The organism is Streptomyces sp. TLI_55 (genome assembly GCF_900206255.1).
GTDB classification, from domain to species: domain Bacteria; phylum Actinomycetota; class Actinomycetes; order Streptomycetales; family Streptomycetaceae; genus Streptomyces; species Streptomyces aquilus.
Map to the genome: position 1 here is coordinate 2,775,085 of NZ_OAOJ01000001.1, position 14,906 is coordinate 2,789,990.

At 71.7% G+C, this 14,906-nt stretch carries 15 protein-coding genes; 8 read left to right on the plus strand and 7 right to left on the minus strand.

The features are described 5' to 3' along the window. Window positions 1-22 precede the first annotated feature (22 nt). From CRP56_RS12875 to CRP56_RS12885, 3 genes are read right to left on the minus strand one after another with little or no spacing between them, the layout of a single operon-like run. Window positions 23-1,093: a prenyltransferase/squalene oxidase repeat-containing protein gene (locus tag CRP56_RS12875; RefSeq protein WP_097263421.1), complete on the minus strand. Its 1,071-nt coding sequence runs from the start codon at window positions 1,091-1,093 to the stop codon at window positions 23-25. Further along, a complete protein-coding gene (locus tag CRP56_RS12880) occupies window positions 1,090-1,824 on the minus strand; it encodes a class I SAM-dependent methyltransferase (protein WP_079312111.1) in 735 nt (244 codons plus the stop codon). The genes CRP56_RS12875 and CRP56_RS12880 overlap by 4 nt, the downstream gene beginning before the upstream one ends. Then, window positions 1,818-3,221 (minus strand): glycosyltransferase family 4 protein, encoded by a 1,404-nt coding sequence (locus CRP56_RS12885; protein ID WP_097263424.1) that lies wholly within the window; start codon window positions 3,219-3,221, stop codon window positions 1,818-1,820. Before CRP56_RS12885 ends, CRP56_RS12880 begins: the two co-directional genes overlap by 7 nt. Window positions 3,222-3,435: 214 nt before the next feature. On the opposite strand from CRP56_RS12885, the gene CRP56_RS12890 reads away from it, so the two are divergent. After that, complete coding sequence (locus CRP56_RS12890) at window positions 3,436-4,095, plus strand: TetR family transcriptional regulator (protein WP_097263427.1); 660 nt, start codon at window positions 3,436-3,438, stop codon at window positions 4,093-4,095. A 151-nt stretch (window positions 4,096-4,246) separates the two neighbouring features. On the opposite strand, the gene CRP56_RS12895 is transcribed toward CRP56_RS12890, so the two are convergent. The 3 genes from CRP56_RS12895 to CRP56_RS12905 form a co-directional block, all read right to left on the minus strand. Further along, on the minus strand, window positions 4,247-4,864 hold the full coding sequence (locus CRP56_RS12895; protein ID WP_257040761.1) for a hypothetical protein: 618 nt from the start codon (window positions 4,862-4,864) through the stop codon (window positions 4,247-4,249). A gap of 125 nt (window positions 4,865-4,989) precedes the next feature. Further along, complete coding sequence (locus CRP56_RS12900) at window positions 4,990-5,223, minus strand: ferredoxin (RefSeq protein ID WP_097263431.1); 234 nt, start codon at window positions 5,221-5,223, stop codon at window positions 4,990-4,992. Between the two features lie 8 nt (window positions 5,224-5,231). Continuing rightward, complete coding sequence (locus CRP56_RS12905) at window positions 5,232-6,689, minus strand: aldehyde dehydrogenase (protein WP_097263433.1); 1,458 nt, start codon at window positions 6,687-6,689, stop codon at window positions 5,232-5,234. A gap of 178 nt (window positions 6,690-6,867) precedes the next feature. On the opposite strand from CRP56_RS12905, the gene CRP56_RS12910 reads away from it, so the two are divergent. Next, window positions 6,868-7,893 (plus strand): MBL fold metallo-hydrolase, encoded by a 1,026-nt coding sequence (locus tag CRP56_RS12910; protein ID WP_097263436.1) that lies wholly within the window; start codon window positions 6,868-6,870, stop codon window positions 7,891-7,893. Window positions 7,894-7,906: 13 nt separating this feature from the next. Continuing rightward, window positions 7,907-8,380: a nuclear transport factor 2 family protein gene (locus tag CRP56_RS12915; RefSeq protein ID WP_097263439.1), complete on the plus strand. Its 474-nt coding sequence runs from the start codon at window positions 7,907-7,909 to the stop codon at window positions 8,378-8,380. Here the strand turns inward: CRP56_RS12915 and CRP56_RS12920 are convergent. Further along, window positions 8,361-9,005, minus strand: a complete 645-nt coding sequence (locus CRP56_RS12920; protein WP_097263442.1) for a phosphotransferase — start codon at window positions 9,003-9,005, stop codon at window positions 8,361-8,363. The two genes, CRP56_RS12915 and CRP56_RS12920, sit on opposite strands and share 20 nt — an antisense overlap. Before the next feature lie 310 nt (window positions 9,006-9,315). Here CRP56_RS12920 and CRP56_RS12925 point away from each other — a divergent pair, with 310 nt between their 5' ends. Genes CRP56_RS12925 through CRP56_RS12945 form a run of 5 tightly spaced genes read left to right on the plus strand, consistent with a single transcriptional unit; the run spans window position 9,316 to window position 14,890 of the window. Then, the gene (locus CRP56_RS12925) at window positions 9,316-10,563 is read left to right on the plus strand and encodes a prenyltransferase/squalene oxidase repeat-containing protein (RefSeq protein ID WP_097263444.1); all 1,248 of its coding nucleotides are present in this window, start codon (window positions 9,316-9,318) and stop codon (window positions 10,561-10,563) included. Further along, window positions 10,563-11,210, plus strand: a complete 648-nt coding sequence (locus CRP56_RS12930) for an SCO2322 family protein (protein WP_257040762.1) — start codon at window positions 10,563-10,565, stop codon at window positions 11,208-11,210. Before CRP56_RS12925 ends, CRP56_RS12930 begins: the two co-directional genes overlap by 1 nt. Further along, entirely contained in the window at window positions 11,197-12,345 is a 1,149-nt protein-coding gene (locus CRP56_RS12935; protein WP_097263450.1) for an energy-coupling factor transporter transmembrane component T, read from the plus strand. Before CRP56_RS12930 ends, CRP56_RS12935 begins: the two co-directional genes overlap by 14 nt. Continuing rightward, entirely contained in the window at window positions 12,342-14,087 is a 1,746-nt protein-coding gene (locus tag CRP56_RS12940) for an ABC transporter ATP-binding protein (RefSeq protein WP_097263453.1), read from the plus strand. The genes CRP56_RS12935 and CRP56_RS12940 overlap by 4 nt, the downstream gene beginning before the upstream one ends. After that, window positions 14,084-14,890 carry an ECF transporter S component gene (locus CRP56_RS12945; protein ID WP_097263456.1) on the plus strand — a complete coding sequence of 269 codons (807 nt, stop codon included), beginning with the start codon at window positions 14,084-14,086 and terminating at the stop codon, window positions 14,888-14,890. Before CRP56_RS12940 ends, CRP56_RS12945 begins: the two co-directional genes overlap by 4 nt. Window positions 14,891-14,906: the final 16 nt, after the last annotated feature.

The window sequence follows — 14,906 nt, forward strand, 5'->3', positions numbered from 1 at the left end:
CGCACCCGGCGGCGCCCGGGGATCAGGCGCAGCAGTCCGGATCCAGCCCCCTCGGCAGCAGCTCCCCGCCGAACACCGTGCAGGTCGCCTCGTGGCCGCCGAGGGCCGCGACCGCCAGCAGCAGGGAGCCCGCCGTCCAGGTGGTCAGCTCGCGGGGCCAGATCGCCTTGTCCTCGAAGACGTAGCCCGTCCAGTACAGGCCGGTCTCCGGGTCCCGCAGGTGCTGGATGGACTGGAGGATGTCCAGCGCGCGGTCGGACTCGCCCATCGCCCACAGGGCCAGGGCGAGTTCGGCCGACTCGCCGCCCGTCACCCACGGGTTGGGGACGACGCAGCGCACCCCGAGCCCGGGGACGACGAAGCGCTCCCAGTCCTTCTCCACCCGGGACTTGGCCTCCGCGCCCGTCAACGCGCCGCCGAGGACGGGGTAGTACCAGTCCATCGAGTAGCGGTCCTTGTCCAGGAACCGCTCCGGGTGACGGCGGATCGCGTGGCGCAGTGCCCCTACCGCCAACTCCCAGTCCGGTTGTGCCTCTTCACGCTGGTCGGCGATGGCCAGGGCGCACCGCAGCGCGTGGTGGATGGAGGAGGAGCCGGTCAGCAGCGCGTCCGTCGTGAAGCCGCCGTCCTCCTCGCCCTTCCAGCCGATCTGGCCGCCGGGCTGTTGCAGCCGCAGGACGTACTCCATCGCCGCGTAGACCGAGGGCCACATGCGGTCGAGGAAGGTGTCGTCGCCCGTCGAGAGGTAGTGGTGCCACACCCCTACGGCTATGTAGGCGACGAAGTTGGTCTCGCGGCCCCGGTCGGTGACCTGTGCGAAGTCCCCGTCCTGGTACGCCGCGTACCAGGAGCCGTCCGCGTTCTGGTGCCGGGCCAGCCAGTCGTACGCCCGCTCGGCGGCCTCGTGCTCGCCGGCCGCGTCGAGGGCCATCGCGGCCTCGGTGTGGTCCCACGGGTCGAGGTGGTGGCCGCGGAACCAGGGGATCGCGCCGTCCTCCCGCTGTACGGCGAGGATGCCGGCGACGGTCGCGGCGGCCTGCTCGGCGGTCAGCACCCCGGGCAGGACGAGGTGTTCTGTCCGGGGAGTGGTCACTTGGCGTCCACCCGCGGCAGGTGCGGCTTGGTCGCGTACGCCACGAAGCTCTTGCCGATCAGCGGGTTGAGGGCCTGCTCGGCGACCCGGGTCGCGAGCGGCTTCTTCATGATGTCCCAGACCAGGAGCTTGTGGTACGCCTTCACCGGCAGCGCCTTGTCGTTGTCGACGCCGAACGCGCACTTCAGCCACCAGTACGGCGAGTGCAGCGCGTGCGCGTGGTGGGTGCCGTACGGCTTGAGGCCGGCCTCGCGGATCTTCGCGAGCAGTTCGTCCGCCTTGTAGATGCGGATGTGGCCGCCCTCGACCTCGTGGTAGGCGTCGGACAGCGCCCAGCAGACCTTCTCGGGGCCGTAGCGCGGGACGGTGACGGCGATCCGGCCGCCGGGCTTGAGGACCCGGACCATCTCGGCGAGCACGCCCTTGTCGTCGGGGATGTGCTCCATGACCTCGGAGATGATCACGACGTCGAAGGACTCGTCGGGGAAGGGGAGGGCCAGCGCGTCGCCCTCCATCGCCGTCGCGGTGGCGCCCTCGGGGGCCTCGCCGGCCTCCTTCATCGCCGCGAACCACTTGGCGACCTCGCGGATCTCCTCGGCGTTCTGGTCCAGGGCGACGACCTGGGCGCCGCGCCGGTAGCACTCGAACGCGTGCCGGCCGGCTCCGCAGCCGAGGTCCAGGACGCGGTCGCCCGGGGCGAGCGGGAACCGGGAGAAGTCGACGGTCAGCACGTGGCCCTGCTTTCGGAATAGACACCGGTGTCGCTGGTGGGGGTCGCGGACTCGACACCCTGGAAGGCTGCGGAGCGGCCGGGAATCGTGCCCGCGGAGCGGGCGATGGCCTCGCGGTACCTGGCCACCGTTCCCTCGGCAGCCCTGGCCCAGGTGAACTTCGCCAGTACCCGCTCACGCCCGGCAGAGCCGAGCCGCGCTCTCAACGCCGGGTCACTTAGCAACCGGCCCAGCCCAGCGGCCAGCGCCCCCGCGTCGCCGGGCGGTACGGCGAGGCACGTCTCTCCGTCCGGGCCGGCGACCTCGGGGATCGCTCCGCCGGTCGTGGCGACCAGCGGCGTTCCCGTGGCCATGGCTTCCGCCGCCGGGAGGGAGAAGCCCTCGTAGAGCGACGGGACGCAGGCGATCTCGGCCGAGCGGACCAGGTCGACGAGTTCGGCGTCGGTGATGCCCTTGACGAAGTCGACGGCGCCTTCGAGGCCGTAGCGCTCGATGGCCTGGGCGACGGGTCCGTCCTCGGCTCGCTTGCCGACGACGACGAGGTGGGCGTCGGGGTGTTCGACGCGGACCTTGGCGAGGGCCTCGACGAGGTAGATGAGGCCCTTGAGCGGGACGTCGGCGCTGGAGGTGGTGACGATCCGGCCGGGCACCCGTCGTACGGACGCGTCCGGCTTGAACAGGTCGGTGTCGGCGCCGATGTGGACGACGTGGATGCGGTCGTCGCGGACGCCGAGGTGGTCGACGATCTCCTGGCGGGAGGTGCCGGAGACGGTCAGGACCGAGGGCAGCCGGCGGGCGACGCGCTTCTGCATGCGGGTGAAGGCGTACCAGCGGCGTATCGAGTAGCGGCGCTTCCAGCCCTCGGCGGCGTCCAGCTCCAACTGCCGGTCCACGGTGATGGGGTGGTGGATGGTGGTGACGAGGGGGGCGCCGACGTCGCCCAACAGGCCGTAGCCGAGCGTCTGGTTGTCGTGGACGACATCGAACTCGCCGCGGCGCGCGCGCAGATGGCGGCGGGCGCGGAGCGAGAAGGTGAGGGGCTCGGGGAAGCCGCCGGTCCACATGGTGCCGACCTCGAGGGCGTCGATCCAGTCGCGGTACTCGTCGCGCTTCGGGGTGCGGAAGGGGTCCGGGGAGCGGTAGAGGTCGAGGCTCGGCAGCTCCGTGAGGGACAGCCGGTCCTCCAGTCCCGCGTCCAGGACCGGGTACGGCTGGGAGCCGATGACCTCGACGCGGTGGCCGAGGCGGGCCAGTTCGCGGGAGAGGTGGCGGACGTAGACGCCCTGGCCGCCGCAGAACGGGTTTCCCTTATAGGTGAGGAGTGCGATGTTGAGCGGTCGCTCGCCGTCCGCGGCCGGGTCCTCCTGGGACCCCGCCTGACTGGCCTCAGCGGTCACTCCGGGCCCCCTTCTCCCTGCTGTTTCCCGCGAGATTACGCCGGGACGCTAATCTAGAACAAGTTTCAGACTTGATCGTCCAAGAGGCTCTGAATCTACCGGCAGGTAGGGGCGGTGTGAGCAGTGGATCAGGTGATTCGCGCCACGGCCGAAGCCCCTGTCATGCTGTGCGATCATTCGCCCTCACCGATTGTCACGGAACGGGACCCGACCCATGCCTGCGCAAGCCAAGCCACCGGCCAAACCGGTCAAGCCGGTCAAGGTCGAAGCCGGTACGGTGCGGACCGACTCGCCGCCGCTCACCGAACGGCAGGAGGCCCGCCGGCGCCGCATCCTGCACGCGAGCGCCCAGCTGGCGAGCCGGGGCGGCTTCGACGCCGTGCAGATGCGGGAGGTCGCCGAGTCCTCCCAGGTGGCGCTCGGCACGCTGTACCGCTATTTCCCCTCCAAGGTGCATCTGCTCGTCGCGACCATGCAGGACCAACTGGAGCACATGCACGGCACGTTGCGGAAGAAGCCCCCGCAGGGCGAGACGGCGGCGGAGCGGGTCGCGGAGACCCTGATGCGGGCCTTCCGCGCCCTCCAGCGTGAGCCGCATCTGGCCGACGCGATGGTCCGCGCCCTCACCTTCGCCGACCGCAGCGTCTCCCCCGAGGTCGACCAGGTCTCCCGGCAGACCACGGTGATCATCCTGGACGCGATGGGGCTCGCGGACCCGACCCCGGACCAGCTCTCCGCGGTCCGGGTCATCGAGCACACCTGGCACTCGGCGCTGATCACCTGGCTCTCGGGCCGCGCCTCCATCGCCCAGGTGAAGATCGACATCGAGACGGTGTGCCGCCTGATCGACCTCACGGCACCCGAGGAGACATAGGGAACCTACGAGACGGGTTCCCTTCGCCGGCATGGTCCGGAGCAGGTTCTGGGGGTCGCCTTCCGGCCTGACCGCTGCCTTCCGGCCTCTCAGCCCGACCGTCGACGTCGGCACCGGCGGATGCACTGCGTCCGCGTCACGCCAGAGTCGGCTACTCCGCTCGGGCTCCCTCACTCGTCCCGTAGGCCACTTCCAGAATAGAACGCCAGAGCGGGAATGAACCCGCCCGATCCGAACATTCCGGATATTTTTTCGCCGCCACGCGCCGCCTGTCCGACCTATCCAACCGGCTCCAGCTCCGCCCGATCGCCGCCCCCGCCGCCCACCGCTCCAGCAGCAGGCACACAGCCATCCGGACGCTGCTCGCGGGCTCGACGCCGTAGCCGTGCTCGGTGAACAGGCCGACCAGCGCTTCCAGGTCGGCGCGCTCGCCCGCGGCGACCGTCACCTCCAGGGTGGGCAGCTCGGACTCCCGGAAGAGCAGCAGCTCGTCGTTCACCACCCGGCCGCGGGTCGGACACAGCCGTTCGACCCATACGACCTCCCGCTCGCCGCCCGTGTCGAGCCGCACGCACGCGTGTCCGAAGCGGCCGGTGATCTCGCCCTCCCCGGCCGGGAGTTGGATGCCGAAGCCCGCCCAGGCGTCCCGCGCCGTCGCCCAGTCGCGCTGGATCGTCGCCGCGATGCCGAGGTTCCAGTACGCCGGGTCACCCTCCCCGCGCGGCGCGCGGGCGGCGGCCTCGCGGCCAGGGCCTGCCCGGCGGATCAAGCGAACGCGGCGTCGTACCACCACACCGCGCTGTCCTTCTCATCCGGCTCATCCGGCTCATCCGGAAAGTGCGCGAGCACCTCCTCGAAGGCCTCGGCCGCGCGGCCAGTCCTCCTTGTGAGCCTTCACTCCTCGGGCGGGAACACCGGCTCCCCGCTGCCCAGGAGCGTGATCATGATCGCCTCGACCGGGCAGTTCTCGGCGGCCTCCAGGATCTTCTCGTTGGCGTCGGTCTCCGGCTCCGCGGGGTGGGACTGCATGCCGGAGTCGAGTCGGAAGGCGCCCTGGGCGCGGTGGACGCACTGGGCCGAGCCGATGCAGATCGAACGGTCGACCTCTACCTGCCAGCGGTCCCCCATGGCCGCCCTCACGCCTCCCAGCCGGCCGGCAGATGGATCATCTTGTGTTCGAGGAACTCGCCGTAGCCCTCCGGCCCGAACTCCCGCCCGAGCCCCGAGTTCTTGTAGCCGCCGAACGGGCCGAGCATGTCCAGGCTGAAGGTGTTGACGTTGTACGTGCCCGTCCGCACCCCGCGCGCGAACTCGATGCCGTGGGCCACGTCCGCCGTCCACACGCTGCCGCTGAGTCCGTAGTCGGAGTCGTTCGCGATCTTCGCGGCCTCGGCCTCGTCGCCGTACGGGAGAAGGCAGATGACCGGGCCGAAGATCTCCTCGCGGGCGATCCGCATGGAGTTGTCGACGTCGCCGAAGAGGGTGGGCTCCACGTACCAGCCCTTGTCCAGGCCGGGCGGACGGCCACCGCCGGTGAGGATCTTCGCGCCCTCCTCCTGGCCGATGCGGATGTAGTCGAGGTTGCGGCGCTGCTGACGCTGGGCGACCAGCGGGCCCACCTGGGTCGCCGGGTCCAGCGGGTCGCCGACCACGAGCGCGCTCGCCGCCGCCGCGAAGGCGTCCGCGAACTCGTCGTAGCGGGAGCGCGGCAGGAGGATGCGGGTCTGGGCGACGCACGCCTGGCCGTTGTTCATCCAGGCGGCCGGGACGACCCCGGCGACCGTCGACTCGACGTCCGCGTCCGGCAGCACGACCGCCGCCGATTTACCGCCCAGTTCGAGGGTGACCCGGGTCAGGTTCCGTGACGCGACCTCCATCACGCGCTTGCCCGCCGCCACCGACCCGGTGAAGGAGACCTTGTCCACGCCCGGGTGCCCGACCAGGTACTCGCTGACCTCCCGGTCGGCGGGGAGGATCGACAGCACGCCCTCCGGCAGCCCTGCATCCCGCGTGATCTCGGCGAGCAGATACGCGTCCAGCGGCGACTCCGGCGACGGCTTGAGGATCACCGTGCAGCCGGTGAGCAGCGCGGGCGCGAGCTTGGCGGCGGCGACGAACTGCGGGACGTTCCACGGGACCACGGCCGCGACGACGCCGACCGGCTCCCGCCGCACGAGGATCTTCCCGAGCACGCCGTCGCGCTGCTCCTCGTACGTGAAGTTCCGCGCGACGGTGATCGCCGCGTCCCACACCATCATCGCGCCGAGCGCCTGCGCGAGGACACTCCAGGAGTACGGCGACCCGTTCTCGGAGGAGATCACGCGGGCGATCTCCTCGTGCCGGGTGAGGATGCCGTCCTTGATGCGGGTGACGACCTCGATGCGCTCGTCGAGGCTCATCCGCGGCCAGGGCCCCTCGTCGAAGGCACGCCGGGCGGCGGCGACGGCGGCGTCCACGTCCGCCTGCGCGGCGTGCGGGACGCGCCCGATGACCTCTTCGGTGTGCGGGGAGATCACCTCGATGACGTCCTTGCCGTGGGGGTCGGTCAACTCCCCGCCGATGAACAGCTGTCCGTGTTCCACGAGCTCGGTCATGGCCGACTGCCTCCCCGGGAGCTGACTCTGACGGTTCATCAGATACTCAGTTACCGGAACTGATACCAGTTCTACTCCCATGAGTCCACAGCCCCGAACACGCGACTGATGGATGACTCGGGCTCCCATCGAAACCCGTTCTAGTTATAGTGACCGGAACGCGGCGACAGGGGAGCCCATGACACAGGTCAGTGATCACGGCGGTGGCGTCCGTTCCGTCCGCGTCCCCATCCCGGACAACCCGCTCGGCTACACACTCGTGTACGTCGTCGACACCGACGGCGGCCCGGTGCTGGTCGACACCGGCTGGGACGACCCGGACTCCTGGGACACCCTCGCTGCGGGACTGGCCGCCTGCGGCACCTCGCCCACCGAGATCCACGGAGTGGTGATCACCCATCACCACCCGGACCACCACGGCCTGTCGGGCCAGGTACGGGAGGCGTCCGGCGCCTGGATCGCGATGCACGCGGCGGACGCGGCCATCGTCCGCCGCACCGGCGAGACCCGCCCCGAGCGCTGGTTCGCCTATATGACGGCCAAGTTGGAGGCGGCGGGCGCCCCCGAGGACCATGTGGCCCCCTTGCGCACCGCCCGCCCGCGCCGCCTCCCCGGCTTCTCCCCCGCCGTACCGGACCGCGAGATCGTCCCCGGCGACCTCCTGCCCCTCCCCGGCCGCCGACTGCGCGCGATCTGGACGCCGGGCCACACCCCGGGCCACGTCTGCCTCCACCTGGAGGAACAGCACCCCGCCCAACTCCCGGGCCACGGCCGCCTGTTCTCCGGCGACCACCTGCTCCCCGAGATCACCCCGCACATCGGCCTGTACGAGGACCCCGACGACGCCACCGTCACCGACCCCCTCGGCGACTACCTCGACTCCCTGGAACGCGTCGGCCGCCTCGCCCCCGCGGAGATCCTCCCGGCCCACCAGTACGTCTTCACCGACGCGCCCGCCCGGGTACGGGAGTTGCTGGCCCACCACGAGGAACGCCTCGACGGACTGCGCATGTTGCTCGTCGAGCCGCTCACGCCCTGGCAGGTCGCCGAGCGCATGGAGTGGAACCGCCCCTGGGCCGAAATCCCGTACGGATCGAGGAACATCGCCGTCTCGGAGGCGGAGGCGCACCTACGGCGCCTGGTGAAACTGGGCCGGGCGGAGGCGGTACCGGGGAGCGAGCCGGTGACGTACGTGGCCGCGTGATCTCATAACGGCCATGGACCCCTTGGAACAGCTCCTGGCCGAGCGCGCCTGCGAACGCCTGATCATCGACTTCGTCCACCGCCTCGACCTCGGCGAACCGGGCTCCGTCGCCGAGCTGTTCACCGAGGACGGTGTCTGGGAGTGGCCGCCTCCGGGCGGTGACGGGCGGCACTCCGAGGGCCGGGAGGCGCTGCGGGCGTACTTCGGCTCCCGACCGGCGGATCGCCTCTCGCGCCGGGTGATGTCGAACATCCTCGTCACGGTCACGTCCCCGGACACCGCGACGGCGACCTCGTACTTCACGACGTACCGCGTCGACGGCCACGAGGGCGACGCCCAGGGCTCGGTCCCGCCGGGTCCGCCGGTGCAGGTGGGTCAGTACGAGGACGAGTTCCGCAGGTCGGCGGAGGGTACGTGGCTGCTGGCGGCGCGGCGGCTGAGGCTGCCGTTCGGAGGGCCGACGCCGGTCAGGACAGGTAAGTCCTGATCAACTGCTCGGCGGGGCCGAGCAGTTCGGTCTCGGCCCGGCTCATCGTCGGGTTGACCGCCCGCCGCCCAAGGGCCTCCGCCAGCCCCTCCTCCGTGAGGTCGGACGGGTCGGCGAGCAGCGCGGCCAGCATCGCGCGGGCGGGCTCGGCGATCGCCTCCTCCCCGACAGCCACCTGGGCGAGGATCACCGCGGACATGCCCCAGTCGAGCCCCGGGTCGCCTTCCTCGGCGTTGGCCCAGTCGATGACGTAGGGCCCGTCGTCGGTGAGCATCACGTTGTCGGGATGGAGATCGAGGTGGACGATCCGTCCCGGAACGGCGTGCAGCCGCCGCAGCAGCTGCGCCAGCACCGTCCCCGCCTCCCGGGCGTCGATCCGCCCGGCGGCGAAGGCGGCCAGCATGGTGGGACCGTGCAGCCGCGTCATGACGAGGTCGCTGCGCGAGGAGGCGTCGAGCCGCACCTGGGGTACGGGGTAGCCGTGCCCGCGCAGATGTTCCATGACGGCCGCTTCCGCGAGGGCGTCCGCGTATCCCTCCCGGTCCCGCCGCAGCACCCACTCCTCGTCGATCTCGTACACGTCGGACGCCCGCCCCGAGCCGATGAGTCTCCCCGTGATCTCCATGCCGCAGAACCTATCCGCAGCGCGCAGGCCCCTCACAGGAGCCCCTCAGCCGGTTGTTTACGGCCGGGTAGAGTGGCCGCGTCGTCATCACACCCGTACGGGGGGAAGCCGGTGCAATTCCGGCGCTGACCCGCAACCGTGAGCCGTCCTTTCCTGGGCGGCGAGCCGGATCGCCCCGCACGGAGCAGTTGACCGGCTCACGCGCACCGGCATCCGGCCGGTGCACGGCACCGTCGAGGTCTACGGGGCCGAGCCGCCCGGGGGTTTCCCGTGCGCCCGGCTCCCTTGCAGGGAGAGGCATCCGCCGATCATGAACGTCCGCCGCAGCGCCGCGGTCCTGGCCGCCACCGCCGTGATCGGCACGGCCACACCGGCCGTGGCCGCCGATCCGTCCGCCTCGCCTTCGCCGTCGCCTTCGGTGGCGATACCGGAGGGGTTGTACGGGGTGGGGGACCCGACGTACGACGGGGTGTGGCGGCAGTCCTGGGCCTTGATAGCGCAGAACAAGCAGAGCGTGGTCCCCGCCCGGAAGGCGGTGGACTGGCTGGCCGGCCAGCAGTGCGCGAACGGCGCCTTCCCGGCTTTCCGCGCCGATCCGTCCAAGCCCTGTGACGCCGAGGTGATGGTCGACACCAACAGCACGGCGGCCGCCGTCCATGCCCTCGCCGTGGTCGGCAGCACCCACGAGGACGCGGTGCGCAAGGGTGTCGCCTGGCTGAGGTCCGTGCAGAACAAGGACGGTGGCTGGGGCTACACGCCAGGCGGGGCGACCGACGCGAACTCCACGTCCGTGGTCATCGATGCGCTCCTCTCCAGCAACGAGGTGGATTCGACCTCGGAATTCAAGAAGGCCGGTCACACGCCGTCCGACGCTCTGCTGAAGCTCGCCCTGCCCTGCACCGGCGACGGCGCGGGCGCCTTCGCCTACCAGCCGGACAAGAAGGGGAAGCTGACCGCCAACGCGGACGCGACGGCGGCGGCTGTGCTCAGCGGTATGGGCGGCGGGCCGGAGACCATCCTCCTCGGCGACGACCAGTCCTCCGCATCCTGCGAGAAGCCGAGCAGCTTCGAGACGGCCGTCCACAACGGCGCCTCCTACCTCGCGAAGACGATGTCCAAGGACAAGTACCTGAAGTCGGTCCTGCCCGGCTCCGAGGACCAGCCGGACTACGGCAACACGGCCGACGCCGTCGTCGCCCTCTCCGCCGCCGAGTTCAACGACGAGGCCGCCGCGTCCGCCCACTGGCTGGAGACCCACGCCCTGAAGTGGGCCGCGCAGAGCGGCCCCGCCGCCTACGCCCAGCTCATCTTCGCGGCCCGCTCCGCCGGTGTGGACCCGCGTGACTTCGGCGGCAAGAACCTGGTCACGCTGCTGAACGCCACCGGCCCGAAGCCCGAGCACCTGCCCACCGCGGAAGAGGCCCCGCATCTCGAGGGCAAGAGCGGCAAGGACGACGACGGCACCCTCACCGTCGCCTGGGCCGTCGGCGGCGGTCTCCTCCTCGGCGCCCTGATCGGCTTCGGCCTCATGCTCCGCGGCCGGAAGCGCGGGCAGTGATGCGCCGCGTCACCACCCTGCTCCTGACGGCGCTCTGCCTCCTCCCCCTCTCCACCCAGGCCGCCCACGCCACCGGCTACCGCTACTGGTCCTTCTGGGACCGCACCGGCACGACCTGGACCTACGCCACCCAGGGCCCCGCCACCGCGGTCCCCTCCGACGGCGACGTCCAGGGCTTCCGGTTCGCGGTGAGCGAGGACTCGTCGGACGCGACGAAACCACGCGGCACGGCGTCGTTCGCGAAGATCTGCGCGGACACCCCCACGGAGGACGGCAGGAAGCGCATCGCCCTGGTCATCGACTTCGGCACGCCGACGGACGCCCCCTCGGGCGAAACCCCGCCGGCACTCCGCACGCGGTGCGCGGTCGTACCGGACGACGCGACCACGGCAGAGGCCCTGGCCTCGGTGGCCAAGCCCCTGCGCTACGACACGAACGCCCTGCTGTGCGCGATCGCGGGGTACCCGGAGGCGGGGTGCGGGGAGCAGGTGGCGTCGGGCGAGAAGGGAAAGAAGGAGACGGCCGCGAAGAAGCAACACAAGGACTCGGGCCCCTCGGTGGGCCTGCTGGCAGGCGCGGCAGCGGTGGCGGCGCTGGGCGGGGCAGCGGTTTGGCAAGCGCGACGGCGTAGAAATGCACAGCCGTAGCCGCCCGCTGCAACAAGCGCGGGCAAGCGCAACGCCCCCCACAGCACCCCCCACTCACCGCACCCACCACCCCACCCCCCTCCACCCGGGTGCCTGGTGGCTCTGGTCCCTCTCCCTGGGCACCGCAGCCACCCGCACCACCAACCCCCTCCTCCTCGCCCTCCTCATAGCCACGTCCGCCTACGTAGTGGCCGCCCGCCGCCCCCACACCCCCTGGGCCCGCTCGTACTCCGCCTTCGTCAAGCTCGCCCTCGCCGTCCTCCTCATCCGCCTCGCCTTCGCCGTCACCCTCGGCTCCCCCCTCCCCGGCACGCACGTGATCATCACCCTCCCCGAAGTCCCCCTCCCGGACTGGGCCCAGGGCATCCGCCTCGGCGGCAAGGTCACCGCGGAGACCCTCACCTTCGCCTTCTACGACGGCCTGAAACTGGCCACCCTCCTCATCTGCGTGGGCGCCGCGAACGCCCTCGCCAGCCCCACCCGCCTCCTCAAGTCCCTCCCCGGCGCCCTGTACGAGATGGGCGTGGCCGTGGTCGTCGCCCTCACCTTCGCCCCGAACCTCATCGCCGACGTCCAGCGCCTGCGCGCCGCCCGCCGGCTCCGCGGCCGCCCCGACTCCGGCCTGCGCGGCCTCCTCCAAGTGGGCCTGCCCGTCCTCGAAGGCGCCCTGGAACGCTCCGTCGCCCTCGCCGCCGCGATGGACGCCCGCGGCTACGGCCGTACCGCCGACGTCCCGCCCCGCGTCCGCCGTACGACGAACGCCCTCACCCTCGGCGGCCTGCTCGGCGTCTGCGCGGGAACGTACGGCCTGCTGACCGCCGAAGGCGGCACGTACGGCGTCCCCGTCCTCCTCGCCGGCGTGACCGCGGCCCTCGCCGGACTTCGCCTGGGCGGCCGCCGCACCCCCCGCACCCGCTACCGCCCCGCCCCCTGGGGCGCCCGCGCCTGGCTGGTGACCGCGTCCGGCGCGGCGGTGGCCGCGGCGCTCGCCTGGGCCTCCGTCCACGACCCCGCGGCCCTCCACCCCGGCGTCATCCCCCTGACCACCCCCACCCTCCCCCTCTACCCGGCGGCCGCGATCCTGCTCGGCCTGCTGCCCGCCTTCGTCACCCCGCCTCCCGAGGAGCCGTCGTGATCCGCTTCGAGGACGTCTCCGTCACCTACGACGGCGCGACCGAACCCACCGTCCAGGGCGTCGACTTCGAGGTCCCCGAGGGTGAACTCGTCCTCCTCGTCGGCCCGTCCGGCACCGGCAAGTCCACGATCCTCAACTCCGTCAGCGGTCTCGTCCCGCACTTCACGGGCGGCACCCTGCGCGGCCGGGTCACGGTCGCAGGCCGCGACACCCGCACCCACAAGCCCCGCGAACTGGCCGACGTCGTAGGCACGGTGGGCCAGGACCCGCTCTCCCACTTCGTCACGGACACGGTCGAGGACGAACTGGCTTACGGCATGGAGTCGTTGGGCCTGCCTCCGCACGTGATGCGCCGCCGCGTAGAGGAGACCCTGGACCTCCTCGGCCTGACCGACCTCCGGTCCCGCCCCCTCTCCACCCTCTCCGGCGGCCAGCAGCAACGCGTCGCGATCGGCTCGGTCCTCACCCCCCACCCCCAGGCCCTGATCCTCGACGAACCGACCTCCGCCCTGGACCCCGCCGCGGCGGAGGAAGTCCTCGCGGTCCTCCAACGCCTGGTCCACGACCTGGGCACGACGATCCTCATGGCCGAACACCGCCTGGAACGCGTCATCCAGTACGCGGACCAGCTAGCCCTCCTGCCAGGCCCGGGCGAGCCTCTGCGCCTGGGCACCCCGGCCGAGATCATGGCCGAGTCACCGGTGTACCCACCGGTGGTGGCCCTGGGCCGCTTGGCAGGTTGGTCCCCCCTCCCCCTCACGGTGCGGGACGCAAGGCGCAAGGCAGCAGCCCTACGGCAGCAACTAAGCACCGGCACAGCTGACGCCCCTCAGGGGCGCGGGGAACTGCGCGACCAGCCACACACCACCCGCACCCGCCAACACACCACACCCCCCACCCCCGTAGGCACCCCTCCCACCCGCCGCTGGTTCAAGAAACGCACCCCCACCCCGATCCAGCCCTCCCCCCACGCCGCCGAAGTCCAAGCCCTCTCAGTCCACCGCACCCCCACCCACGCCCTCACCAACATCACCCTCACCCTCACCCCCGGCGAAACCGTCGCCCTCATGGGCAGAAACGGCGCCGGAAAGTCCACCCTCCTCAACACCCTCGTAGGCCTCATCGCCCCCACCTCCGGAGGAGTCCGCACCGGCGGAGCCATCCCCCACCGCACCCCACCCCGCGACCTGATCCGCCGAGTAGGCCTGGTCCCCCAGGAACCAAGAGACCTCCTCTACGCAGACACGATCGCCGCGGAATGCGAGGCCGCCGACGCCGACGCAGGCGCAGCGCCCGGCACCTGCCGCACCCTCGTCACCGACCTCCTCCCCGGCATGACCGATGTCACCGACGACACCCACCCCCGCGACCTCTCCGAGGGCCAGCGCCTCGCCCTCGCCCTCGCCGTCGTCCTCACCGCCCGCCCCCCGCTCCTCCTCCTCGACGAGCCGACCCGAGGTCTCGACTACGCGGCGAAGGCCCGCCTGGCGGCCGTGCTCAAGACACTCGCCGCCGAAGGCCACGCCATCGTCCTCGCCACCCATGACGTGGAACTCGCCGCCGAGATCGCCGACCGCGTCGTCCTGCTCGCGGACGGCGAGATCATCGCGGACGGCCCGGCGGCCGACGTGGTCGTCGCGTCCCCCTCCTTCGCCCCGCAGGTCAGCAAGATCCTCGCCCCGCAGAAGTGGCTGACCGTGGCCCAGGTGAAGGAAGCCCTCGGAAGCATCGGACGCTCATGAACGTGAACGTCATCCACCTCGGCCCCCGCTCCATCACCGCCCTCGCCCTCGTGAGCGCCGTAGGCGTCGCGGCCCTCGGCTGGCCCTTCCTCGCCCCGCCCCGCTCCCAGCTCACCGCACACGCGACCGACGCCCCCTGGCTCTTCGCGGGCCTGCTCATCCTGCTCGTGGTCGTGGTCGCGGCGACGATCTCGGAGTCGGGCCTCGGCCCGAAGGCGGTGGCGATGCTCGGCGTGCTGGCCGCGACGGGCGCGGCCCTGCGCCCCCTCGGCGCCGGGACCGCCGGTATCGAGCCCATGTTCTTCCTCATGGTGCTCAGCGGCCGCGTTCTCGGCCCCGGCTTCGGATTCACCCTCGGCGGGGTCTCGATGTTCGCGTCGGCCCTGCTCACGGGCGGTGTCGGGCCGTGGATGCCGTTCCAGATGCTCGCGATGGGCTGGTTCGCGATGGGCGCGGGGCTGCTGCCGGGCGCGCGGCGCCTGCGCGGACGTGGCGAACTCGTCCTGCTCGCGGTCTACGGCTTCCTCGCCGCCTTCGCCTACGGCACGATCACCAACCTCGCCGGCTGGCCGTTCCTGAGCGGCACGGCCTCGAACATCGCCTTCCAGCCGGACGACTCCGTCCCCGGCAATCTGGCCCGCTTCTTCCTCTACTGCGTGGCCACCTCGCTGGGCTGGGACCTGGGCCGGGCACTGTGCACGGTCGTCCTCACCTTCACGCTCGGCCCGGCCGTGCTCAGGGCACTACGCAGAGCCACCCGCCGCGCCGCCTTCGAGAGCGCGGTCACATTCGAACCCCGTTGAGCGGTGAACCACCCCA

Bases quoted from the DNA above. Each gene is read 5' to 3' on its own strand.
- CRP56_RS12890 (WP_097263427.1), top strand. From the start codon at position 3,436: ATGCCTGCGCAAGCCAAGCCACCGGCCAAACCGGTCAAGCCGGTCAAG.
- CRP56_RS12900 (WP_097263431.1), bottom strand. From the start codon at position 5,223: ATGGGGGACCGCTGGCAGGTAGAGGTCGACCGTTCGATCTGCATCGGC.
- CRP56_RS12905 (WP_097263433.1), bottom strand. From the start codon at position 6,689: ATGACCGAGCTCGTGGAACACGGACAGCTGTTCATCGGCGGGGAGTTG.
- CRP56_RS12910 (WP_097263436.1), top strand. From the start codon at position 6,868: ATGACACAGGTCAGTGATCACGGCGGTGGCGTCCGTTCCGTCCGCGTC.
- CRP56_RS12915 (WP_097263439.1), top strand. From the start codon at position 7,907: ATGGACCCCTTGGAACAGCTCCTGGCCGAGCGCGCCTGCGAACGCCTG.
- CRP56_RS12920 (WP_097263442.1), bottom strand. From the start codon at position 9,005: ATGGAGATCACGGGGAGACTCATCGGCTCGGGGCGGGCGTCCGACGTG.
- CRP56_RS12925 (WP_097263444.1), top strand. From the start codon at position 9,316: ATGAACGTCCGCCGCAGCGCCGCGGTCCTGGCCGCCACCGCCGTGATC.
- CRP56_RS12930 (WP_257040762.1), top strand. From the start codon at position 10,563: ATGCGCCGCGTCACCACCCTGCTCCTGACGGCGCTCTGCCTCCTCCCC.
- CRP56_RS12935 (WP_097263450.1), top strand. From the start codon at position 11,197: ATGCACAGCCGTAGCCGCCCGCTGCAACAAGCGCGGGCAAGCGCAACG.
- CRP56_RS12945 (WP_097263456.1), top strand. From the start codon at position 14,084: ATGAACGTGAACGTCATCCACCTCGGCCCCCGCTCCATCACCGCCCTC.